Below are 22,112 nucleotides of genomic sequence, written 5' to 3' on the forward strand. Positions count from 1 at the left end.
TGCACCTCCTCGTTCTTAAACTTCTTCTATTTTTAGTAGATAATCTACTTTTTTAATCATACCTTTGATTTGAGGAGAATCCTCATGTTCTATTGTTTTACCAATTTTTTTTAGTCCAAGGGCATTTGCAGTAGCGATATGGTTTTTCTTTCTACCTATTAAGCTCTTTACTAAAGTAATCTTAATCTTAGCCATTGCTTATACCTCCTATCCTAATATCTCTTCAACAGTTTTGCCTCTTAATTTAGCTATATCTTCAGCTGTTCTTAAGTTTGCTAACCCGTTAATAGTAGCACTAACCATGTTTTTTGGATTATTAGAACCTAATGATTTAGCTCTAACATCCTTTACTCCTGCTAATTCAAGTACTGATCTTGCTGGACCTCCAGCAATAACTCCTGTACCTGTTTTAGCTGGCATAATAAGAACCTTACTAGTTCCAAATTTACCATATATTTGATGAGGAACAGTTGTGCCTACCATAGCAACTGTAATCATTTGCTTCTTAGCATCTTCTATTCCTTTTTTTATTGCTTCAGGGATTTCTATTGACTTACCCATACCAACGCCTACGTGTCCGTTTTCATCACCTACAACTACTAATGCGCTGAATCTGAAGTTTCTACCACCTTTAACAACCTTAGTTACTCTGTTTATAAAAACAACCTTTTCTTTAAGGTCAAGTGTGCTAGGATCGATTCTCATGTATTTCCCTCCTCGTTTTTTAGAATTTCAAGCCTGCTTCTCTAGCGCTCTCGGCTAATTCTTGAATTCTTCCATGATATATGTATCCACCTCTGTCGAATACTACATCAAGAATTCCTTTTTCAATTGCTCTTTTTGCAACTAAAGCTCCTATAAGCTTAGATGCTTCTTTATTTCCGCCTGCTGCTGTAAAATCTTTTTCCACACTTGAAGCGCATACTAAAGTAACAGCATTAACATCATCTATAATTTGAGCATATATATTTTTTTCACTTCTATATACTGAAAGTCTTGGTCTCTCAGGAGTACCTGAAACTTTTTTACGTACTCTAAGGTGACGTCTCTCTCTAGAAGCTTTTCTGTCTACCTTCTTGAACATAAGGTTCACTCCTCTCTAATTATTTCTTACCAGTTTTACCTTCTTTACGTCTGATCACTTCGTTTTCGTACTTAACTCCCTTACCCTTATATGGTTCAGGAACTCTCCATGATCTTATCTCCGCAGCATCGGCTCCAACTTTTTCTTTATCGATACCCTTAACTATAATTTTAGTTACAGATGGAGTTTCGAAAGTTATACCTTCTCTTGGAGTTATTTCAACTGGATGTGAATATCCTAAATTCATTACAAGTTTAGTTCCTTGTAATTGAGCTTTATAACCAACACCAACTAATTCTAGAGTTTTTTCGTATCCTTTTTCTACTCCAATAGTCATGTTATTGATTAGAGCTCTAGTTAACCCGTGAAGGGCTCTATGATCTTTTTGATCACTAGGTCTTGTAACAACAACTTGGTTGTCTTCAATTGCTATATTCATGTCTTTGTGCATAGTCTTAACAAGCTCGCCCTTTGGACCCTTAACTATAACAACATTATCTGCTGCAATAGTTACAGTTACGCCGGCAGGTATAGCTATCGGTAATCTACCTACTCTTGACATAATTTCACCTCCTGTATTACTTGTTCATGTATATATGTTATTTAGTTACTTTTAAATTATAAAATTACCAAACGTAGCAAAGAACTTCTCCGCCTAAGCCCATTTTTCTAGCTTCTCTATCAACAACTAAACCTTTTGAAGTTGATATAACCGCTATTCCTAAGCCATTAAGAACCTTTGGAATTTCATCTCTTTTACAGTAAACTCTTAATCCTGGTTTAGATATTCTCTTTATACCAGTTATAACTTTTTCTTTATTTGAACCATACTTAAGAGATACTCTTAACATGGGAACAACACCATCGTTGTATTCCTCTATTGCTTTTATATATCCCTCTTGTAATAATATATCTGTAACAGCCTTCTTCACAGTTGATGAAGGAATTTCTACTACTTCATGTTTAACAGCATTTGCATTTCTTATACGAGTTAGCAAATCTGCGATAGGATCTGTCATAACCATTTAATGTGCCTCCTTTCACTACATCCGTTTATTACCAACTTGCTTTTCTACATCCAGGAATTTCTCCCTTATAAGCAAGTTCTCTAAAGCATATACGGCATATACCAAATTTTCTTAGTACTGAATGTGGTCTACCACATAATCTACATCTTGTATAGGCTCTTGTTTTAAACTTCGGTTCTAGTTTCCACTTTTCAATAATTGCCTTACGTGCCATGGTTTTCCCTCCTTATTATTGAGCGAACGGCATGCCAAGGAATCTTAATAATTCTCTAGCTTCTTCGTCAGTATTAGCTGATGTTACGAAGATAATATCCATTCCTCTAACCTTATCAATCTTATCATATTCTATTTCTGGGAATATTAGTTGTTCTTTGATTCCTACAGAGTAGTTACCTCTTCCATCAAATGACTTACTTGATACTCCTTGGAAATCTCTAACTCTTGGAAGTGCTATTGACATTAACTTATCAGCAAATTCATACATGTTTGCCTTTCTTAATGTAACTTTACATCCTAATGCCATATTCTCTCTGATCTTAAAGTTAGCAATTGATTTCTTTGATCTTGTTAATATAGGTTTTTGACCTGCAATTATAGTTAAATCACTAACTGCTGATTCTAAAACTTTTTGATTATCCTTAGCTTCTCCAACTCCCATATTAATGACAATTTTTTCAAGCTTTGGAACTTGCATAATATTTTTATATCCAAACTTTTCTATCATAGCTTGCACTACTTCTTTTTCATACTTCTCTTGAAGTCTTGGTGTCATATTGAGTACCTCCTTTCAGATTCTAGAATGTTTCTCCACACTTTTTGCAAACTCTAACCTTAGTACCATCTTCTAAGATTTTACTGCTAATTCTTGTAGCATTTTTGCATTTTGTGCAATATAACATTACTTTTGAGCTGTATATAGCTCCTTCTTTTTCTATTATACCACCTTGAGCATTAGCTCTATTTGGTTTTTGATGCTTCTTAACTATGTTAACTCCTTGAACTGTAACTTTACCATTCTTTGGAGCTACTTTTAAAACTTCTCCAGTCTTCCCTCTATCCTTACCAGATATAACTACTACTGTATCGTTCTTTTTAACGTGTACCTTCAAATTAGCCACCTCCTCTATTATAGAACTTCAGGTGCTAGTGATAATATTTTATTAAATTCTTTATCTCTTAGCTCCCTAGCAACTGGTCCGAAGATACGAGTTCCTCTTGGTTGCTTGTCGTCTTTTATAATAACAGCTGCATTCTCATCAAATTTGATGTATGAACCATCTGTTCTTCTTAGTCCGTAAACTGTTCTTACTATAACAGCTTTAACAACGTCACCTTTTTTAACAACTCCGCCTGGTGTTGCACTTTTAACGCTGGCTACTATAATATCTCCAATGTTACCGAACTTTCTTTTTGATCCACCTAAAACTCTGATACACATGATTTCCTTAGCACCTGAGTTATCAGCTACTTTAAGTCTACTTTGTTGTTGTATCATTGAATTATCCTCCTTTCGGTCTTAAATTCTATTTCGCTTTTTCTATTATCTCAACAAGTCTCCATCTTTTATCTTTTGATAATGGTCTTGTTTCCATGATTAATACTCTATCGTTAATGTTTGCTTCATTATTTTCATCATGAGCTTTGAACTTTGTAGTTCTTTTTAGTATTTTACCGTATAGTGGATGTCTAACTTTAGTTTCAACGGCAACTACAACAGTTTTTTCCATTTTATCTGAAACAATTTTACCTATTTTTTTCTTTCTTAATCCTCTTTCCATGAGGCGTTACCTCCTTTCAGTCTTACTGTGCGAATGCTCTAATCTCTTCTTCTCTAATGATGGTTTTGATTTGAGCTATAGACTTCTTGACTTCTCTTATTCTGATTGGATTTTCTAATTGACCTGTAGCTAATTGGAATCTTAAGTTGAATAATTCAGCCTTAAGTTCATTTAGCTTAAGCTTTAAATCTTGAGGATCATTTGCTCTTAATTCTTGTAATTCTCTAGCCTTCATTATTCTTCACCACCCATTTCCTCAAAATCTTTTCTGCTAACGAATTTACTTCTTACAGGTAGCTTATGTGACGCTAGTCTCATAGCTTCTCTTGCAGTTTCTTCGGTAACACCTGATAATTCGAATAATACTCTACCTGGTTTAACTACTGCTACCCAATATTCTGGTGAACCTTTACCTGAACCCATTCTAGTTTCAGCTGGTTTTTCAGTTACTGGTTTATCTGGGAAAATCTTTATCCAAAGTTTTCCACCTCTTCTGATATGTCTGTTTATAGCAATTCTGGCAGATTCAATTTGATTACTTGTAACCCAGCCACAAGTTGTCGCTTGGATACCATAATCTCCGTATGCAAGGAAATTCCCTCTAGTAGCTTTTCCTTTCATCCTACCACGTTGTACCTTACGATGCTTAACTCTTTTAGGCATTAACATGATCAATTCCTCCTTTCTTACGCGTTAACTTTTTTAGTTGGAAGAATCTCTCCATTATAAACCCAAACCTTAACACCGATCTTTCCATAAGTTGTATCAGCTTCAGCAAACCCATAATCTATGTCTGCTCTTAAAGTTTGTAGTGGAATTCTTCCTTCATGATATTGCTCTGTTCTTGCTATTTCAGCTCCACCTAATCTACCTGCACAAGCAGTTTTAACACCCTTTGCGCCTTGTCTCATAGATCTTTGGATTGTTTGCTTCATAGCTCTTCTGAATGATACTCTCTTTTCTAATTGAGCAGCGATATTTTCTGCCATTAACTGAGCATCAGTTTCAGTATTTCTAACTTCAACTATATTGATTAAGATGTTTTTTCCATCAATTATCTTAGCTAATTTAACTTTTAAAGCTTCGATTCCTGATCCACCTTTTCCAATTATAACACCTGGTTTAGCAGTGTGTATATTTAGTTTTATTCTCTTAGCTGCTCTTTCAATTTGAATTTTTGAAATTCCAGCTACAAAAAGTTCTTTCTTAACGAATACTCTTATTCTATTGTCTTCTATAAGGTTATCAGCAAAGTTCTTCTTTGAAGCATACCACTTAGCGTCCCAACCTTTTATAACTCCTACTCTAAGTCCGTGAGGATGTACTTTTTGACCCAATTGTTTTCCCTCCTTCTACTAAGATCTTTCTTTAACTATCACAGTTATATGACTACTTCTTTTAAGAATTTTGAACGCTCTACCTTGTGCACGCGGTCTAAATCTCTTTAAAGTTGGTCCTGCACCTACAAATGTCTCTGCAACATATAACTTATCTAGATCTAATTCGTGATTATTCTCTGCATTTGCAACAGCTGATTTTAACACTTTATTAATAACTACTGCCGCATCTCTTTGAGTATATTGTAATATTGCGAAGGCTTCGTCAACATTTTTTCCTCTAATTAATCCAAGAACTACTCCGACTTTCATTGGAGTCATTCTCACATATTTAGCTATAGCTCTAGCTTCCATTTATGTTCCTCCTTTCCGGAATTACTTTCTTTTCCTTGATGATTTCTCATCGTAATCGTGTCCTCTATAAGTTCTTGTTAAAGCAAACTCTCCAAGTTTATGTCCTATCATATCTTCAGTTACATATACTGGAACATGCTTTCTACCATCATGAACAGCGATTGTATGCCCAATCATTTGTGGAAAAATAGTTGAACTTCTTGACCAAGTCTTAATAACTTTCTTTTCACTATTAGCATTCATTTCTTCGATTTTCTTTAAAAGCCCTTCCTTTATAAAAGGTCCTTTTTTAGTTGATCTACTCACTATATTTTGCCTCCCTTCATAATCTCTATGATGACAAGCTGCGAAGAGAAATTATATTCTCCCCAGACTACTTATCGTTTCTTCTCTTTATTATGAATCTATCAGAATATTTTTTATTCTTTCTAGTCTTGTATCCAAGTGCTGGTTTTCCCCAAGGAGTAACTGGACTTGGTCTACCGATTGGTGATTTACCTTCACCACCACCATGAGGGTGATCGCAAGGATTCATTACAGACCCTCTAACTGTTGGTCTGAAGCCCATGTGTCTTTTTCTACCAGCTTTACCAATATTGATAATATTACTAGTAGCATTTGATACAGTACCGATTGTAGCTCTACATTCGATTCTTACGTATCTCATTTCACCTGAAGGTAATCTTAATGTTGCATAGTTCCCTTCTTTAGCCATTAATTGAGCATTTGTACCAGCTGATCTAACTAGTTGTGCTCCTTTTCCAGCTTGTAATTCAATGTTATGAACTACTGTACCAACTGGAATATTTCCTAATGGAAGAGTATTACCTGGTTTGATATCTGAATCTGCTCCAGATACTATTACATCTCCAACTTTTAATCCATTTGGTGAGATAATGTATCTCTTGTCTCCATCAGCATATACTACTAAAGCAATGTATGCAGTTCTGTTTGGATCGTATTCTATAGTAGCAACTTTTGCTGGAATACCATCCTTATTTCTCTTAAAATCTATTATTCTATATTTTCTCTTAGCTCCACCACCACGGTGTCTAACAGTTATTTTACCTTGAGAATTTCTACCTCCACTTTTCTTTAAAGAAACAAGAAGTGATTTCTCTGGTGTATCCGTAGTTATTTCTTGGAATGTAGCCATTGTCATCTCTCTTCTTGATGGTGTGGTTGGTCTAAACTTTTTAACTGCCACGTAAATTCCCTCCTTACTTTAAGCTTATCTGGCGAATTACACCAATACTCCGCTTATTATACTATTGCATTCCTTCAAAGAATTCAATAGTTTTACTTTCTTGTGATAATGTAATGATTGCTTTCTTAACGTCAGCTCTCTTACCTACATGTACGCCCATTCTTTTAGTTTTTCCCATAGTTCTCATTGTTTGAACATTTTCAACTGTAACGCCGAAAACTTCTTCAATCGCTCTCTTTATTTGAACTTTATTAGCGTTTATTTGAACTATGAAAGTGTACTTTTTCTCTGCCATAGCAGCCATACTCTTTTCAGTTATAACAGGCTTTCTTATTATATCATGGCTATTTAAACTCATTATGCGTACACCTCCTCGATCTTTGATACAGCATCTTTAGTTATCATTACTTTGTTATACTTTAGTAAATCATAAACATTGATGTTGTTTGCTGGAATTATTGCTATTCCAGGTATATTTCTTGCTGATTTGTAAACTGCTTCATTAGATTCAGCAGTTATTATCAATGTTTTCTTAGCTTCAAAAGCTTTTAACATTTCAATAACTAACTTAGTCTTTGGAGTTTCAAATTCTAAGCTTTCTAATACTATCATTTCACCAGCTTGAACTTTACATGTTAAAGCAGATTTCATAGCTACTCTTCTCATGCTTTTTGGTGTTGCCATTCTATAATCTCTTGGCTTTGGTGCGAATACTATACCACCTTTGATCCATTGAGGTGCTCTAATAGAACCTTGTCTTGCTCTACCAGTTCCCTTTTGTCTCCAAGGCTTAATTCCGCCCCCTCTAACTTCAGCTCTTGTTTTAGCTGATTGAGTTCCCTGTCTTTTGTTAGCTAATAAAGCTATAACAACTTGATGCATTGCATTCTCGTTAACTTCAACTCCGAACACGCTATCATTTAATTGGATATCTCCAACTTGTTTACCTTCTTGGTTAAATAATCCTACTGTAGACATTTTGTTTCCTCCTTTCTACAGAAATTAAGCTTTAACTGCATTTCTTATTACTACTGTACCTTTGTTAGGTCCTGGGATACCACCCTTGATTAGTATTAAGTTTTTCTCAGCTATAATCTTAACTACCTCTAAATTTTGTACTGTTTTATTAACAGCTCCCATATGACCTGGCATATGTTTGTTCTTGAATGTTTTTGAAGGATCTGATGAAGCTCCCATTGAACCTACTGCTCTATGGAACTTAGAACCATGAGTCATAGGACCTCTATTAGCATTCCATCTCTTGATAACCCCTTGGAATCCCTTACCTTTAGAAACTCCTGATACATCAATCTTTTCTCCCACTACAAATACATCAACTTTAATTTCTTGCCCTACTTCATAAGTTGAACAATCTTCAAGTCTAAATTCTCTTAATCTTCTCTTTAAAGATACACCAGCCTTAGCATAATGTCCCTTCTTTGGCTTGTTAACAAGCTTTTCTCTTATTTCTCCAAAACCTACTTGTATTGCGTCATAACCATCCTTTTGAATAGTTTTCTTTTGAACAACAACACATGGAGTAGCTTCTACTACTGTTACCGGTATAACTCTACCATTTTCATCGAAAATTTGAGTCATTCCTATTTTCTTTCCTAATATAGCTTTTTTCATGTATTTACACCTCCTAAACATATTAGTGGATTGCATCGCAATCATAATAGTTCAAACTGTTTATTTAATATTGCTATTACAGCTTAATTTCGATATCGACACCAGCTGGTAGATTTAATCTCATTAATGCATCAACAGTTTTTGGTGATGGATTAACTATATCGATTAATCTCTTGTGTGTTCTAATTTCGAATTGTTCTCTTGAATCTTTATATTTATGAACAGCTCTTAATATTGTTATAACATCTTTTTCAGTAGGTAGAGGCACAGGTCCTACAACCTTAGCTCCTGTTGTCTTTGCTGTTTCAATGATTTTTTCAGCTGATTGATCTAATATTGTATGATCAAAAGCCTTTAATCTGATTCTAATTTTTTGTTTTGACATCTTGGTTTCCCTCCTTTTCATGTACGCTTTACTTCTAACGCACAACAGTGGTTGTTCTATAAACTGTTCCTGGTGTTTCATACTTTTACCCAAACAAATTATAAAATCCCTGTCGTCGGATTCTAGATCCTGACATACTCATTAAGAATTACCCGGAAGTCCGGCAACCTCTCAACTCATCGCTGTATGCTATACAACTATTTTATTATACTATCTTTACATATCTTTGACAAGACTTTTTTTAGCCTTTTTTTTTACTTTTTTATATCTATATATTTGTGATTTTCTAATTTAATTTTGTTTGCAAATCTATTCTATTCTGATTTTAGATTTAAATCAACATTTTTTTCATTGTATTTTTCACATAAAGATTTTTATTATTAATATTATACCCATTATACAAGATGTTAAACATTTTCATAGTCCAAATAATAATTTATCAAATAATTTAGAATTTCAAATAACATCTTATATTTTCTACTTATTAAGATTAATTTTTTAGTTATTATCTATAAAATATATTTTTATTAATTATAAATTGAATATATTTTATAATTCTCATAATTTTTACTTTATGTATTATATTTTTGACAATAAAAAAAGAGTAAAGGCGTCCCTTTACTCTTTTATTTTGTGATCACATTATAAGCGCCTTTTATTTTAAAAATTATAAAGTAATTATCAGCCTAAACTAATATTATTATTCTTTTACGCTAGTAACAACTCCTGAACCTACAGTTCTTCCACCTTCTCTGATTGCAAATCTTAAACCTTCATCCATAGCTACTTTGTTGATTAATTCAACATTCATATCTATATGATCTCCAGGCATAACCATTTCCATTCCGTCTGGTAACTTGATTGATCCAGTTACATCTGTTGTTCTAAAGTAGAATTGTGGTCTATATCCATCAAAGAATGGTGTATGTCTTCCACCCTCTTCTTTTTTAAGTACATATACTTGACCTACAAATTTAGTATGAGGTTTGATTCCGCCAACTTTTGATAATACTTGACCTCTTTCAATATCTGCTCTTTGAACTCCTCTTAAAAGAACTCCTACATTATCTCCTGCTCTTGCATCGTCTAGTAATTTTCTAAACATTTCTATTCCTGTTACTATAACTTTTCTGCTTTCTTCTGCTAATCCAACGATTTCAACTTCGTCTGATACCTTAAGAATTCCTCTTTCTACTCTTCCTGTTGCAACTGTTCCTCTACCAGTGATTGTAAATACATCTTCTATTGGCATTAAGAAAGGCTTTTCTGTTGCTCTTTCTGGAGTTGGTATGTAGCTATCTACTGCATCCATTAATTCCATAATTGGCGCAATTGCCTTTTCATCTGTTGGATTTTCTAACGCTACTAAAGCTGAACCCTTGATTACCGGAATATCATCTCCTGGGAAGTTGTATTCTGATAACAATTCTCTTACTTCCATTTCAACTAATTCTAATAATTCTTCATCATCTACCATATCTGCTTTATTTAAGAAAACAACGATATAGTCAACTCCAACTCTTGATGCTAATAGTATATGTTCTCTAGTTTGTGGCATTGGGCCATCTGCTGCTGAACATACTAATATTGCTCCATCCATTTGTGCTGCTCCTGTAATCATGTTCTTTACATAATCGGCATGTCCTGGACAATCAACGTGTGCATAATGTCTTTGTTCTGTTTCATATTCTACGTGAGTTGTATTAATTGTAATACCTCTCTCTTTTTCTTCTGGTGCTTTATCTATATCTGCATAGTTGAAAGCCTCCGCGAATCCTTTTGTTGCTAATACTGTTGTTATAGCAGCTGTTAATGTTGTCTTACCGTGATCTACGTGACCAATTGTTCCAATATTTACATGTGGTTTACTTCTTTCGAATTTTTGCTTTGCCATTGTAAATTCCTCCTTGTATTAAAATTAATTATATGAACCTTCATATTTATTATATCTATTTTAACATAATTTTTCTATACTATTATTGACTTTTAACTGTTATTTTATTCTATAACAACACTCATATAGTCATTATTGTATCATTGTTTATATTAACATATAAGCAATGATACAATATATTAAACTAGGCTATATTACTTTTCACCTTTAATAGCTTCTTGTACGCTCTTTGGAACTTCTTCAAAGTGATCAAATGTCATTGCATAAGTACCTCTACCTTGAGTTCTTGATCTTAGCGTAGTTGAATAACCAAACATCTCTGAAAGAGGAACAAACGCTCTGATGATTTGAGCTCCACTTAGAGCTTCCATACCTTCAATTTTTCCTCTTCTTGAGCTTAGGTCTCCAATTACATCTCCCATATATTCTTCTGGAACTGTAACTTCAACTTTCATCATAGGTTCTAGTAATACTGGATCTGCTTTAGCCATAGCATTCTTAAATGCCATTGAACCTGCAATTTTAAATGCCATTTCTGATGAATCGACGTCATGGTATGATCCATGAACAACTTTTACTTTAAAGTTTATAGTTTCATATCCTGCTATAATCCCGTTTTTAGCGGCTTCTCTAATACCATTATCAATAGCTGGAATATACTCTCTTGGAATAGCTCCACCAACTACTGCATTTTCAAATACGTATTCGCCTTCAGTAGGTTCCATCTCGATCACACAATGACCGTATTGACCCTTACCACCAGATTGCTTAGCATATTTAGCTTCAGCCTTAACAGCTTTTCTAATAGTTTCTTTGTAAGCAACTTGAGGAGCTCCTACATTACATTCAACCTTGAATTCTCTAGTTAATCTATCAACGATGATTTCTAAGTGAAGTTCACCCATACCAGCGATGATTGTTTGACCAGTTTCTTGGTTAGTGTAAGTTTTGAAAGTAGGATCTTCTTCAGCTAATTTAGCTAAAGCCATTCCCATTCTTTCTTGACTTGCTTTAGTCTTTGGCTCTATAGCTACAGATATAACTGGTTCTGGGAAATCCATTGCTTCAAGTATAATTGGATTACTTTCAACACATAAAGTATCACCAGTAGTAGTGTTCTTTAATCCGATTATAGCTCCTAATTCACCTGCTTCTAAAGCTTCTACTTCTTCTCTTGAATTAGCGTGCATCTTAACAAGTCTTCCTACTCTTTCTTTCTTTCCTTTAGTTGAGTTTAAAACATATGAACCACTCTCAAGGATTCCTGAGTAAACTCTTGCGAAAGCTAACTTACCTACAAATGGATCAGTAGCAATTTTAAATGCTAATGCAGCCATAGGTGCATCATCTGAAGATTCTCTTACAGCTGGTTCTCCATCTAATGTAACTCCTGTTATAGCTTTAACATCTAATGGTGATGGTAAGAAATGAACAACACCATCAATCATTTGTTGAACACCCTTGTTCTTATATGACGAACCACATATACATGGTACTATTTCATTATTTATTGTAGCTTTTCTTAAAGCTACCATCATCTCTTCAACTGTTAACTCTTCACCGTCTAGGTATTTTTCCATTAACGTTTCATCAGTTTCAGCTATTGCTTCTACAAGAGCCATTCTGTATTCTTTAGCTTGATCAACTAAATCAGCAGGAATGTCTTCTATTCTAACATCTGTACCTAAATCATCATAGAACATAATAGCTTTATTTTCTATTAAATCTATCATTCCTTTAAATTTATCTTCTGAACCAACTGGTATTTGTATTGGAACAGCATTAGCTTTTAATCTATCTCTTACAGTGTTTATACATCTAAAGAAATCTGCACCAGTTGCATCCATCTTATTAACATATATCATTCTTGGAACACCATATTTATCTGCCTGTCTCCATACTGTTTCAGTTTGAGGTTCAACTCCACTCTTAGCATCAAGAACAGTAACAGCTCCATCAAGAACTCTTAATGATCTTTCAACTTCAACTGTAAAATCTACGTGACCTGGAGTATCTATTATGTTTAATTCATGACCATTCCACGTACATGTAGTTGCAGCAGAAGTAATTGTGATACCTCTCTCTTGTTCTTGAACCATCCAATCCATAGTAGCTGCACCTTCGTGAACTTCTCCTATTTTGTGGCTTTTTCCTGTGTAGAATAATATACGCTCAGTAGTTGTCGTTTTACCAGCATCTATATGTGCCATTATTCCAAAGTTACGGAATTTGTCTAATGGAAATTTTCTAGCCATTTGTATTGCCTCCTCTAAGCGAGTATTTTTGAATTCGACAAAACTGTTTTGGCAAAAGCCAAAACAGTTTGTTTTTTAGAACTTGTAATGAGCAAATGCTTTATTTGCTTCAGCCATTTTATGAGTATCTTCTCTCTTCTTAACAGCTGCACCAGTGTTGTTAGCTGCATCTAATAATTCTCCAGCTAATCTTTGAGACATTAATTTTTCGCCTCTTTTTCTTGAAACTGCAAGCATCCATCGGATACCTAAAGTTTGTCTTCTCTCAGTTCTAACTTCAATCGGAACTTGATAGTTTGCACCACCTATTCTTCTTGATTTAACTTCTAATAAAGGCATTATATTAGCTAGTGCTTCTTCAAACACTTCTAATGCATCTTTACCAGTTTTTTCAGCCATAGTTTCAAACGCGTCGTAGCATATTTTTTGAGCTACACCTCTTTTACCGTCTTCCATTATGCTGTTTATTAACTTAGTAACAACCTTAGATTTATATATTGGATCTGGTAATACATCTCTTTTTGCGATATGTCCTTTTCTTGGCACTTTTCTTCCCTCCTTAACAATTTAAATTTAAGTTCATCGGTACTCGGCATTATTGCATGCCGCAAAGTGCATTGTCTCTTATATCTATATAAACTTTTTTATAAATCTATGTAGTTTGGAAAGACAAGCACTGCCATAGTAAAAATACTATTTTTGCTTAGGTCTCTTTGCACCGTACTTTGATCTTCCTTGCATTCTGTTAGCTACTCCAGCACAATCTAATGCACCTCTTACAATATGGTATCTAACACCAGGAAGGTCCTTAACTCTACCACCTCTTATAAGAACAACACTATGTTCTTGTAGATTATGGCCTACACCACCTATATAAGCAGTAACTTCGAATCCGTTTGTAAGTCTTACTCTAGCTACTTTTCTTAACGCTGAGTTAGGTTTTTTTGGAGTTATAGTTTTAACAACTGTACATACTCCTCTTCTTTGCGGACACTCATTTAGTGCTGGTGCTGTTGATTTGTTAGCAATTGATTTTCTGCCTTTTCTTACTAATTGGCTAATAGTTGGCATATTTTCACCTCCTGAAATTTAATTTATCTATCTTTTAAGATAAAAGCTAATTAATTATTCAAGTATCAATGTTGCGGAAGATTGAACATCTATGCCGCACATCTTACCTAAATTTCTCATGGTATCAATTTCGATAACCTTAATATTATTACTACAAGCTAATTCTAATAACGGAATTATTAATTTTCTTTCTGCATCTTCAGCTACATATAATGCAGTACCTTTTCCATTGTTAATAGCTTTACTTGCTTGTTTAATTCCTATGACTTTTTTTCCTACTAGTACGTCTATCATGAACACACTCCTTTTACAAAGTTCATAGAAGTAAAGTTAAACTTTATCCATATGAATCATGTAGATAATTATACTGTAGTGTAGCTTTTCAAAATCACACAATTTGTATTTTATCATTTAAGCATACACATGTCAATAAAATTGCATTGTATTATTCTATTATATCTAAATCATCATCTTCTATGATATCTTCTTCAACATCAAGCTTTACAGCTCTATATCGCATCATACCAGTTCCAGCCGGAATTAACTTACCAATAATTACATTTTCCTTCAAGCCTACTAATGGATCTACTTTACCCTTTATAGCAGCTTCAGTAAGCACTCTAGTTGTTTCTTGGAATGATGCCGCCGATAAGAAACTATCCGTTGCTAAGGCTGCTTTAGTTATACCTAGTAATACTTTGTCGCCCTTAGCTTCTTCTCCACCAATTTCTCTTATTTTTTCATTGGCTTCATCAAAGTTGAACATATCTATCATAGTACCTGGTAATAAATCTGTATCCCCAGATTCCGTTACCTTAACTTTTCTTGTCATTTGTCTAACAACTACTTCGATATGTTTATCATTAGTATCAACACCTTGTAGTCTATAAACTTTTTGAACCTCTGCAAGTAAATATCTTCTGGCTCCATCTATACCCTTTATAGCAGCTATATCATGAGGGTTTACTGAACCTTCAGTGATTTCGTCACCAGCTTCAACGAAGTCGTCATCTTTTACTTTTAATCTTGAACCAAAAGGTATGTCATAACTGAATTCTTCGCCTTCTGCAGACATAACAAATACTGTTCTCTTCTTTTTAGTGTCTTCAATTCTTACAGCCCCATTAATTTCACTTACTATTGCTAACCCCTTAGGTTTTCTTGCTTCGAATAATTCTTCAACTCTTGGAAGCCCTTGAGTGATATCTGATCCGGCAACTCCACCTGTATGGAATGTTCTCATTGTAAGCTGTGTTCCTGGTTCTCCAATTGACTGTGCCGCTATTATACCAACAGCTTCACCTATATTGATTTTCTGTCCAGTTGCCATGTTCATACCATAACATCTTGCACATACACCAACTCTACACTTACATGCAAATACTGATCTAATTTTAACTTGTTTAACTCCTGCAGCAGCAATTTTATCAGCCATATAAGATTCTATAAATTCTTCTTTACCAATTATAGTTTCTCCTGTTGTTGGATTAATTACATCCTCTGCTGTATATCTACCATGTAATCTTTCATTTATACCTTCTATTACTTCATTACCTACACTGATTTCAGATATTACAATACCTTCTTCAGTTCCACAATCTTGTTCTCTTACGATAACATCTTGTGATACGTCAACAAGTCTTCTTGTTAAATAACCTGAATCGGCTGTTTTAAGTGCAGTATCGGCATTACCTTTTCTAGCACCATGTGTTGAAATAAAGTACTCTAATACATCTAGACCTTCTCTAAAAGAAGCTCTGATTGGTAATTCAAGTATTTTACCTGACGGACTTGCCATAAGTCCTCTCATACCAGCTAATTGCTTGATTTGAGACTTAGACCCTCTGGCTCCTGAATCTGCCATCATGAATATTGGATTAAACCTATCCAAACTATCCATTAATGCGTTTGCAACATCTTCAGTTGTTTTAGTCCATTTTTCTATAACTCTTTGATATCTTTCTTCATCTGAAATAAAGCCTCTTTTATACATCTTTTCAATCTTATCAACAGTTTCATCAGCCTCTTTAAGTAAACCATACTTTGCTTCTGGTACTACCATATCTGAAGCAGATACAGTAATAGCTCCTATAGATGAATAATGATATCCTAATGATTTAATATTATCTAACATTACAGATGTATTTGTAGGTCCATGAACTATATAACACTTCTCAATTATAAGTCCAAGTGATTTTTTAGTTACTAAAAAATCAACCTCTAAATTGAATTTCTCTTCTTCATTTTCTCTATTAACGAATCCTAAGTCTTGTGGTATTGACTCATTAAATATAAGTTTACCTACTGTAGTTTTAATTCTACCAGACTGTAGTACTCCATCTATTTCTTTAAATAATCTAACAGTTATTGCTGCGTGAATTGCTATTTTCTCTAATTCATAAGCCATTATAGCCTCATCTTTAGATGAAAAACATGATCCCTCACCCTTACAGTCTTCTTTGTCTATTGTTAGATAATAAGTTCCTAAAACCATATCTTGAGTTGGTATACAAACTGGCTTTCCATCTGAAGGTTTCATAATATTACCAGCTGCTAGCATTAAGAATCTTGCTTCTGCTTGCGCCTCAACTGATAAAGGTACGTGAACCGCCATTTGATCACCATCAAAATCGGCATTGTATGCAGTACATACCAATGGATGTAACTTTATAGCTCTACCTTCAACAAGAACAGGTTGGAATGCTTGAATTCCAAGTCTGTGTAGCGTAGGTGCACGGTTAAGTAAAACTGGATGATCTGAGATTACTTCTTCAAGTATATCCCAAACTTGATTATTAACTCTTTCAACCATTCTCTTAGCACTCTTTATATTGTGTGCAACACCATCTTCTACTAACTTCTTCATTACAAATGGTTTAAATAATTCTAAAGCCATTTCTTTTGGAAGTCCACATTGATACATTTTCAATTCAGGTCCTACTACGATAACTGATCTACCGGAGTAATCTACTCTCTTACCAAGTAAATTTTGTCTGAATCTACCTTGCTTACCTTTTAGCATATCTGAAAGTGATTTAAGTGGTCTGTTACCAGGACCAGTTACAGCTCTTCCTCTTCTACCATTATCGATAAGTGCATCAACTGCTTCTTGAAGCATTCTTTTTTCATTTCTAACAATTATATCAGGAGCTCCTAAATCTAAAAGCTTCTTTAATCTGTTATTTCTATTTATAACTCTTCTGTATAAATCATTTAAATCTGAAGTAGCAAATCTTCCACCATCTAATTGGACCATAGGTCTTAAATCTGGAGGTATTACAGGAATTACATTTATAATCATCCACTTTGGATCATTTCCTGATTTTCTAAATGACTCAACAACTTCTAATCTTCTAATGATTCTTATTTTCTTTTGTCCACTACTTTGTTTTAATTCTTCTTTAAGATCTCTTCCACCATTTACTACGTCTATTTGACCTAATAAATCCTGAACGGCTTCAGCACCCATTCCAGCAATAAAACTTTCATCTCCATATTTATCTACAGCTTCTCTAAATTCTTTTTCATTTAAAAGCTGTTTCTTTAGTAAAGGTGTTTCCTTTGGATCTATAACTATGTACGATGCAAAGTATAATACCTTTTCTAAAGATCTTGGTGACATATCTAAAAGTAAACCCATTCTTGATGGAATACCTTTGAAGTACCAAATGTGAGAAACAGGGGCTGCAAGTTCTATATGCCCCATTCTTTCTCTTCTCACTTTTGCTTTTGTTACTTCAACTCCACATCTGTCACAAACTATTCCCTTATATCTAACTCTTTTGTACTTACCACAATGACATTCCCAGTCTTTTATAGGTCCAAATATTCTTTCGCAGAATAACCCATCTCTTTCTGGTTTTAAAGTTCTATAGTTTATTGTTTCTGGTTTTTTGACTTCCCCTCTAGACCATTCTCTTACTTGGCTAGGTGAAGCTAATCCTATTTGTATAGCATCAAAATTATTCGTTTCAAACAAGGGTATATCCTCCCTTCAAATTTAGTGTTCATCACTTACAAAATCATCAAGTTCTAATTCTTCGCTGATTCCATCCAATGGAAAACTTTCGAATTCCATTTCTTCTTCAAGTTCTGATTCATCTTCTTCTGGTATAAAACCTTCTTCAGGCATTTTTTGTTTCGCTACGAAACCTTCTTCACCTTCTATGTTAACTTCTAAGTTTACTTCTGGATAATCCATTTCTTCTTCAACGATTTCCTTTAGATTCACTTCTTCTTTATCATAGTTTAATACTCTAACATCTAAACATAAAGCTTGAAGTTCTTTTATAAGAACCTTAAACGATTCTGGAACTCCTGGTTCAGGAATATTTTCACCCTTAACGATAGCCTCATATGTTTTAACCCTACCTACAACATCATCTGACTTAACAGTTAATATTTCTTGTAGTGTATGTGCTGCTCCATATGCTTCTAGTGCCCAAACTTCCATTTCTCCGAATCTTTGACCACCGAATTGTGCTTTACCTCCAAGAGGTTGTTGAGTAACTAATGAATATGGTCCAGTTGATCTAGCATGAATCTTATCATCAACTAAATGAGCAAGTTTCAAGATATACATTATTCCAACTGTTACAGTGTTATCAAAAGGTATTCCTGTTCTTCCATCGTATAATACAGTCTTTCCGTTAACATTATATCCTGCTTTTTGTAAGCATTCTTCAATGTTACCTTCAGTTGCTCCATCAAATACTGGAGTTGCAATATGCCAACCTAATTTGCTAGCTGCCCAACCTAAATGAACTTCAAGTACTTGACCAATATTCATACGTGATGGTACCCCTAGTGGATTTAAACATATTTGCAGTGGTCTACCATCTGGTAAAAACGGCATATCTTCTTCTGGTAATATTCTAGAGATAACCCCTTTATTACCATGACGTCCAGCCATTTTATCCCCTACAGATATCTTTCTCTTTTGAGCTATATAACATCTTACAAGCTCATTAACTCCTGGGTTTAACTCATCACCATTTTCTCTAGTAAACACTTTAACATCTACTATTATACCGGCTTCTCCATGAGGAACTTTTAGAGATGTATCTCTTACTTCTCTAGCTTTTTCTCCGAATATAGCTCTAAGTAATCTTTCTTCTGCAGTTAATTCAGTTTCACCCTTAGGTGTTACCTTTCCTACAAGAACATCACCAGATCTTATTTCTGCACCTATTCTAATTATTCCTCTTTCGTCTATATCTTTTAGAGCATCTTCACTTACGTTTGGAATATCTCTTGTTATTTCTTCTGGTCCTAGCTTAGTGTCTCTAGCTTCACATTCATATTCTTCAATATGAATTGAAGTAAATACATCTTCTCTAACTAATTCTTCTGATATAAGCATAGCATCTTCATAATTATATCCTTCCCATGTGATAAATCCCATTCGGATATTCTTTCCTAATGCTATTTCACCTAAGTCAGTTGATGGTCCATCAGCTAATACTTGATTTTTAAATACCATTTCACCTTTATCTACTAAAGGTCTATGATTTATACAAGTACCTTGATTACTTCTTTTAAACTTAAGAAGTTTATAAGAATCCATTCCACCGTCTACTTCTCTCTTAACTCTAATTTCATTAGAACTTACATATACAACTGTACCAGCATTCTTAGCTTTTGGTAAAACTCCTGAATCTGCTGCAGCCTTATATTCTATTCCTGTTCCTACTATTGGTGCTTCTGACTTTAATAGAGGAACTGCTTGACGTTGCATATTAGATCCCATAAGAGCTCTTGATGCATCATCATTTTCTAAGAAAGGTATCATAGACGTTGCTACTGATACAATTTGTCTTGGTGAAACGTCAATTAAATCTACTTCTTCAGCACTAACTATTAGTATCTCTTCCATATTTCTAACTGTAATTTTTTTATCAACAAATTTATAGTCAGCTCCAACAGGTTCCTTAGCTTGAGCTACTAGATATTGATCTTCTTCATCTGCTGTGAAATATCTGATTTCATCAGTTACAAGTCCAGCTTCTTTATCTACAACTCTATATGGTGTTTCCATAAATCCATATTCATTAACCCTTGCGTATGTTGCAAGCGAGTTAATAAGCCCTATATTTGGTCCTTCTGGTGTTTCTATAGGACACATTCTACCGTAGTGAGAATGATGAACGTCTCTAACTTCAAAACCAGCTCTTTCTCTTGAAAGACCTCCAGGTCCTAGTGCAGATAATCTTCTCTTATGAGTTAATTCTGATAGTGGATTTGTTTGATCCATGAATTGTGATAATTGTGAGCTACCAAAGAATTCTTTTATAGCTGCAGCAACTGGTCTAATATTAATTAACATTTGTGGCGTTATGGATTCCTGATCTTGAATAGTCATTCTTTCCTTAACTACTCTTTCCATTCTTGACAAACCAATTCTGAATTGATTTTGTAACAATTCGCCAACTGATCTTAATCTTCTGTTTCCTAAATGATCTATATCATCTACATTACCTACTAAATAAGGTAATCCCATTTCATAACTAATTGTAGCGAATATATCATCTCTAATTATGTGTTTAGGAACCAATCTGTTTAAGTTCTTTTTAATTTCCTCTTTTATGATTTCTTCATCATCATAATTATCTAATATTTCTTTTAATGTAGGGTAATGAACAAGTTCTCTAATGTTTAAATCTTCGATATTAAACGAAACATGCTTTGAAATATCTACAAAGTTATTTCCTATAACTCTTAGAACTCTATCCTCAACTAAAATATCAACTGAGTTTATACCTACATTTTGAATTTCTTCTGCTAAAGACCTACTTATTTTAGTGCCTTGCTCAACTATAACTTCTCCAGTGTTTGGATTAACTACATCTAAAGCTGCAACATGATTAATAAGTCTTAAGTTTATAGCTAATTTCTTATTAAACTTGTATCTACCAACTCTTGATAAATCATATCTCTTTGCATCAAAGAATAATGAATCTATAAGAGATACCGCACTATCAACTGTTGGTGGTTCTCCTGGTCTTAACCTCTTATACATTTCTAATAAGGCTTCTTCTTTAGTTTTCGTGTTATCTTTTTCTATTGTTGCTTTAAATCTTTCTTCTTCACCAAAATAATCTAAAAGCTCTTGATCACTACCAATTCCCATAGCTCTAGCTAATATTGATATTGGAAGTTTTCTAGTTTTATCTATTCTTACATAGATAATATCGTTAGAATCTGTTTCATATTCTAACCATGCTCCTCTATTTGGTATTACAGTCGCTGAATATAGTTTTTTACCACTCTTATCCACACTGTAATTGTAGTAAACACCTGGTGATCTTACTAATTGACTGACAATAACTCTTTCAGCACCATTGATTATGAAAGTTCCTTGTTCAGTCATTAATGGGAAATCACCCATAAACACTTCTTGTTCTTTGATTTCGCCTGTTTCATTGTTTTGTAATCTTACTGAAACTTTTAGTGGTGCAGCATAAGTACAATCTCTTTCCTTACACGCTTCCACTGAATACTTAATATTATCAATATCAAGTTTATAGTCGACAAATTCAAGTACAAGGTTTCCCGTGAAGTTTGTTATTGGATTAACATCATAAAATACTTCATGAAGCCCTTCCTTTAAAAACCACTCATAAGAATCTAATTGTACTTCAATAAGATTTGGCATGTCAGTTACATCTTTAACCTTACCAAAACTCATTCTAGTTCTTTTTCCTACTTGGACAGGATGTACCATGAATTTTCACCCCTCGTATAAAACTAAAATAACCAAAAGCATACTTTCCCTAAGGACTTACGCTTTCGGACAGCATCACTTTTTAGTATAACCATATTTTTAACTGATTATACTTTATTTTTACATAAATATATAATTATCCATACTGAATAGTACATTTATTGATAGTACCATAATGACCTTACATTGTCAATATTTTTATTGTTCATCTTAATATATAGTTTTTAATAATCTACCTACTTATTATTCTAAAAAAGTATAGAAAAACATTCAATAAAAAATTATAAAACTATATAAAGTATCCCAGAACTTTGATATTTTATATAGTTTCATTTTGACAAATAAAAAGGTGCCATAACAGCAC

Annotated in this window: 27 protein-coding genes; all 27 read right to left on the reverse strand. The window is 33.9% G+C overall.

Annotated features, from left to right (window positions below):
- Positions 1–15 precede the first annotated feature (15 nt).
- The 27 genes from rpmD to rpoB all read right to left on the reverse strand — a co-directional run bounded on the left by rpmD (position 16) and on the right by rpoB (position 21,748).
- Positions 16–195 (reverse strand): 50S ribosomal protein L30, encoded by a 180-nt coding sequence (rpmD, locus tag J1C67_RS04735; protein ID WP_089969089.1) that lies wholly within the window; start codon positions 193–195, stop codon positions 16–18.
- A 12-nt stretch (positions 196–207) separates the two neighbouring features.
- Positions 208–705 (reverse strand): 30S ribosomal protein S5, encoded by a 498-nt coding sequence (gene rpsE, locus J1C67_RS04740; protein WP_089969088.1) that lies wholly within the window; start codon positions 703–705, stop codon positions 208–210.
- A 19-nt stretch (positions 706–724) separates the two neighbouring features.
- Positions 725–1,084 carry a 50S ribosomal protein L18 gene (gene rplR, locus J1C67_RS04745; RefSeq protein ID WP_089969086.1) on the reverse strand — a complete coding sequence of 120 codons (360 nt, stop codon included), beginning with the start codon at positions 1,082–1,084 and terminating at the stop codon, positions 725–727.
- A gap of 19 nt (positions 1,085–1,103) precedes the next feature.
- Positions 1,104–1,646 carry a 50S ribosomal protein L6 gene (gene rplF / locus J1C67_RS04750; protein ID WP_089969084.1) on the reverse strand — a complete coding sequence of 181 codons (543 nt, stop codon included), beginning with the start codon at positions 1,644–1,646 and terminating at the stop codon, positions 1,104–1,106.
- Positions 1,647–1,710: 64 nt separating this feature from the next.
- Complete coding sequence (gene rpsH / locus J1C67_RS04755; RefSeq protein ID WP_089969083.1) at positions 1,711–2,109, reverse strand: 30S ribosomal protein S8; 399 nt, start codon at positions 2,107–2,109, stop codon at positions 1,711–1,713.
- Between the two features lie 31 nt (positions 2,110–2,140).
- Positions 2,141–2,326: a type Z 30S ribosomal protein S14 gene (locus J1C67_RS04760; RefSeq protein WP_089969081.1), complete on the reverse strand. Its 186-nt coding sequence runs from the start codon at positions 2,324–2,326 to the stop codon at positions 2,141–2,143.
- 15 nt (positions 2,327–2,341) lie between these two features.
- Positions 2,342–2,884, reverse strand: a complete 543-nt coding sequence (gene rplE, locus J1C67_RS04765) for a 50S ribosomal protein L5 (RefSeq protein ID WP_089969079.1) — start codon at positions 2,882–2,884, stop codon at positions 2,342–2,344.
- A 22-nt stretch (positions 2,885–2,906) separates the two neighbouring features.
- A complete protein-coding gene (gene rplX, locus J1C67_RS04770) occupies positions 2,907–3,221 on the reverse strand; it encodes a 50S ribosomal protein L24 (RefSeq protein ID WP_089969077.1) in 315 nt (104 codons plus the stop codon).
- Between the two features lie 17 nt (positions 3,222–3,238).
- Positions 3,239–3,607, reverse strand: a complete 369-nt coding sequence (rplN, locus tag J1C67_RS04775) for a 50S ribosomal protein L14 (RefSeq protein ID WP_089969076.1) — start codon at positions 3,605–3,607, stop codon at positions 3,239–3,241.
- A 28-nt stretch (positions 3,608–3,635) separates the two neighbouring features.
- Positions 3,636–3,890 carry a 30S ribosomal protein S17 gene (gene rpsQ, locus J1C67_RS04780; RefSeq protein WP_089969074.1) on the reverse strand — a complete coding sequence of 85 codons (255 nt, stop codon included), beginning with the start codon at positions 3,888–3,890 and terminating at the stop codon, positions 3,636–3,638.
- Between the two features lie 22 nt (positions 3,891–3,912).
- Positions 3,913–4,125, reverse strand: coding sequence for a 50S ribosomal protein L29 (gene rpmC, locus J1C67_RS04785; protein WP_089969073.1), 213 nt, complete (start codon positions 4,123–4,125; stop codon positions 3,913–3,915).
- Positions 4,125–4,559, reverse strand: a complete 435-nt coding sequence (gene rplP, locus J1C67_RS04790) for a 50S ribosomal protein L16 (RefSeq protein WP_089969071.1) — start codon at positions 4,557–4,559, stop codon at positions 4,125–4,127. The genes rpmC and rplP overlap by 1 nt, the downstream gene beginning before the upstream one ends.
- 17 nt (positions 4,560–4,576) lie before the next feature.
- Complete coding sequence (rpsC, locus tag J1C67_RS04795; RefSeq protein ID WP_167866868.1) at positions 4,577–5,227, reverse strand: 30S ribosomal protein S3; 651 nt, start codon at positions 5,225–5,227, stop codon at positions 4,577–4,579.
- A gap of 18 nt (positions 5,228–5,245) precedes the next feature.
- Complete coding sequence (rplV, locus tag J1C67_RS04800) at positions 5,246–5,581, reverse strand: 50S ribosomal protein L22 (RefSeq protein WP_089969068.1); 336 nt, start codon at positions 5,579–5,581, stop codon at positions 5,246–5,248.
- 21 nt (positions 5,582–5,602) lie between these two features.
- Positions 5,603–5,887, reverse strand: coding sequence for a 30S ribosomal protein S19 (gene rpsS, locus J1C67_RS04805; protein WP_089969066.1), 285 nt, complete (start codon positions 5,885–5,887; stop codon positions 5,603–5,605).
- A 67-nt stretch (positions 5,888–5,954) separates the two neighbouring features.
- On the reverse strand, positions 5,955–6,788 hold the full coding sequence (rplB, locus tag J1C67_RS04810; protein WP_089969065.1) for a 50S ribosomal protein L2: 834 nt from the start codon (positions 6,786–6,788) through the stop codon (positions 5,955–5,957).
- Positions 6,789–6,849: 61 nt separating this feature from the next.
- Positions 6,850–7,146 (reverse strand): 50S ribosomal protein L23, encoded by a 297-nt coding sequence (gene rplW / locus J1C67_RS04815; protein WP_089969063.1) that lies wholly within the window; start codon positions 7,144–7,146, stop codon positions 6,850–6,852.
- On the reverse strand, positions 7,146–7,766 hold the full coding sequence (gene rplD, locus J1C67_RS04820; protein WP_089969062.1) for a 50S ribosomal protein L4: 621 nt from the start codon (positions 7,764–7,766) through the stop codon (positions 7,146–7,148). Before rplD ends, rplW begins: the two co-directional genes overlap by 1 nt.
- A gap of 24 nt (positions 7,767–7,790) precedes the next feature.
- Positions 7,791–8,420 carry a 50S ribosomal protein L3 gene (gene rplC / locus J1C67_RS04825; protein ID WP_089969060.1) on the reverse strand — a complete coding sequence of 210 codons (630 nt, stop codon included), beginning with the start codon at positions 8,418–8,420 and terminating at the stop codon, positions 7,791–7,793.
- Between the two features lie 76 nt (positions 8,421–8,496).
- Positions 8,497–8,805 carry a 30S ribosomal protein S10 gene (gene rpsJ / locus J1C67_RS04830; protein WP_089969058.1) on the reverse strand — a complete coding sequence of 103 codons (309 nt, stop codon included), beginning with the start codon at positions 8,803–8,805 and terminating at the stop codon, positions 8,497–8,499.
- A gap of 700 nt (positions 8,806–9,505) precedes the next feature.
- Positions 9,506–10,699, reverse strand: a complete 1,194-nt coding sequence (gene tuf / locus J1C67_RS04835; protein ID WP_089969057.1) for an elongation factor Tu — start codon at positions 10,697–10,699, stop codon at positions 9,506–9,508.
- 194 nt (positions 10,700–10,893) lie between these two features.
- A complete protein-coding gene (gene fusA, locus J1C67_RS04840) occupies positions 10,894–12,954 on the reverse strand; it encodes an elongation factor G (RefSeq protein WP_089969055.1) in 2,061 nt (686 codons plus the stop codon).
- Positions 12,955–13,029: 75 nt separating this feature from the next.
- Positions 13,030–13,500: a 30S ribosomal protein S7 gene (rpsG, locus tag J1C67_RS04845; RefSeq protein ID WP_089969054.1), complete on the reverse strand. Its 471-nt coding sequence runs from the start codon at positions 13,498–13,500 to the stop codon at positions 13,030–13,032.
- Positions 13,501–13,647: 147 nt separating this feature from the next.
- Positions 13,648–14,025 (reverse strand): 30S ribosomal protein S12, encoded by a 378-nt coding sequence (rpsL, locus tag J1C67_RS04850; protein ID WP_089969053.1) that lies wholly within the window; start codon positions 14,023–14,025, stop codon positions 13,648–13,650.
- 54 nt (positions 14,026–14,079) lie between these two features.
- Positions 14,080–14,319: a ribosomal L7Ae/L30e/S12e/Gadd45 family protein gene (locus tag J1C67_RS04855; protein WP_089969052.1), complete on the reverse strand. Its 240-nt coding sequence runs from the start codon at positions 14,317–14,319 to the stop codon at positions 14,080–14,082.
- 151 nt (positions 14,320–14,470) lie between these two features.
- Entirely contained in the window at positions 14,471–18,004 is a 3,534-nt protein-coding gene (gene rpoC, locus J1C67_RS04860; RefSeq protein ID WP_167866867.1) for a DNA-directed RNA polymerase subunit beta', read from the reverse strand.
- Between the two features lie 21 nt (positions 18,005–18,025).
- Positions 18,026–21,748, reverse strand: coding sequence for a DNA-directed RNA polymerase subunit beta (rpoB, locus tag J1C67_RS04865; protein WP_089969049.1), 3,723 nt, complete (start codon positions 21,746–21,748; stop codon positions 18,026–18,028).
- Between the last annotated feature and the right edge of the window lie 364 nt (positions 21,749–22,112).

Origin of the sequence: Clostridium gasigenes (assembly GCF_017348895.1) — a bacterium.
GTDB lineage: Bacteria > Bacillota > Clostridia > Clostridiales > Clostridiaceae > Clostridium > Clostridium gasigenes.

Bases quoted from the DNA above. Each gene is read 5' to 3' on its own strand.
- rpmD (WP_089969089.1), bottom strand. From the start codon at position 195: ATGGCTAAGATTAAGATTACTTTAGTAAAGAGCTTAATAGGTAGAAAG.
- rpsE (WP_089969088.1), bottom strand. From the start codon at position 705: ATGAGAATCGATCCTAGCACACTTGACCTTAAAGAAAAGGTTGTTTTT.
- rplR (WP_089969086.1), bottom strand. From the start codon at position 1,084: ATGTTCAAGAAGGTAGACAGAAAAGCTTCTAGAGAGAGACGTCACCTT.
- rplF (WP_089969084.1), bottom strand. From the start codon at position 1,646: ATGTCAAGAGTAGGTAGATTACCGATAGCTATACCTGCCGGCGTAACT.
- rpsH (WP_089969083.1), bottom strand. From the start codon at position 2,109: ATGGTTATGACAGATCCTATCGCAGATTTGCTAACTCGTATAAGAAAT.
- J1C67_RS04760 (WP_089969081.1), bottom strand. From the start codon at position 2,326: ATGGCACGTAAGGCAATTATTGAAAAGTGGAAACTAGAACCGAAGTTT.
- rplE (WP_089969079.1), bottom strand. From the start codon at position 2,884: ATGACACCAAGACTTCAAGAGAAGTATGAAAAAGAAGTAGTGCAAGCT.
- rplN (WP_089969076.1), bottom strand. From the start codon at position 3,607: ATGATACAACAACAAAGTAGACTTAAAGTAGCTGATAACTCAGGTGCT.
- rpsQ (WP_089969074.1), bottom strand. From the start codon at position 3,890: ATGGAAAGAGGATTAAGAAAGAAAAAAATAGGTAAAATTGTTTCAGAT.
- rpmC (WP_089969073.1), bottom strand. From the start codon at position 4,125: ATGAAGGCTAGAGAATTACAAGAATTAAGAGCAAATGATCCTCAAGAT.
- rplP (WP_089969071.1), bottom strand. From the start codon at position 4,559: ATGTTAATGCCTAAAAGAGTTAAGCATCGTAAGGTACAACGTGGTAGG.
- rplV (WP_089969068.1), bottom strand. From the start codon at position 5,581: ATGGAAGCTAGAGCTATAGCTAAATATGTGAGAATGACTCCAATGAAA.
- rplW (WP_089969063.1), bottom strand. From the start codon at position 7,146: ATGAGTTTAAATAGCCATGATATAATAAGAAAGCCTGTTATAACTGAA.
- rplD (WP_089969062.1), bottom strand. From the start codon at position 7,766: ATGTCTACAGTAGGATTATTTAACCAAGAAGGTAAACAAGTTGGAGAT.
- rplC (WP_089969060.1), bottom strand. From the start codon at position 8,420: ATGAAAAAAGCTATATTAGGAAAGAAAATAGGAATGACTCAAATTTTC.
- rpsJ (WP_089969058.1), bottom strand. From the start codon at position 8,805: ATGTCAAAACAAAAAATTAGAATCAGATTAAAGGCTTTTGATCATACA.
- tuf (WP_089969057.1), bottom strand. From the start codon at position 10,699: ATGGCAAAGCAAAAATTCGAAAGAAGTAAACCACATGTAAATATTGGA.
- fusA (WP_089969055.1), bottom strand. From the start codon at position 12,954: ATGGCTAGAAAATTTCCATTAGACAAATTCCGTAACTTTGGAATAATG.
- rpsL (WP_089969053.1), bottom strand. From the start codon at position 14,025: ATGCCAACTATTAGCCAATTAGTAAGAAAAGGCAGAAAATCAATTGCT.
- J1C67_RS04855 (WP_089969052.1), bottom strand. From the start codon at position 14,319: ATGATAGACGTACTAGTAGGAAAAAAAGTCATAGGAATTAAACAAGCA.
- rpoB (WP_089969049.1), bottom strand. From the start codon at position 21,748: ATGGTACATCCTGTCCAAGTAGGAAAAAGAACTAGAATGAGTTTTGGT.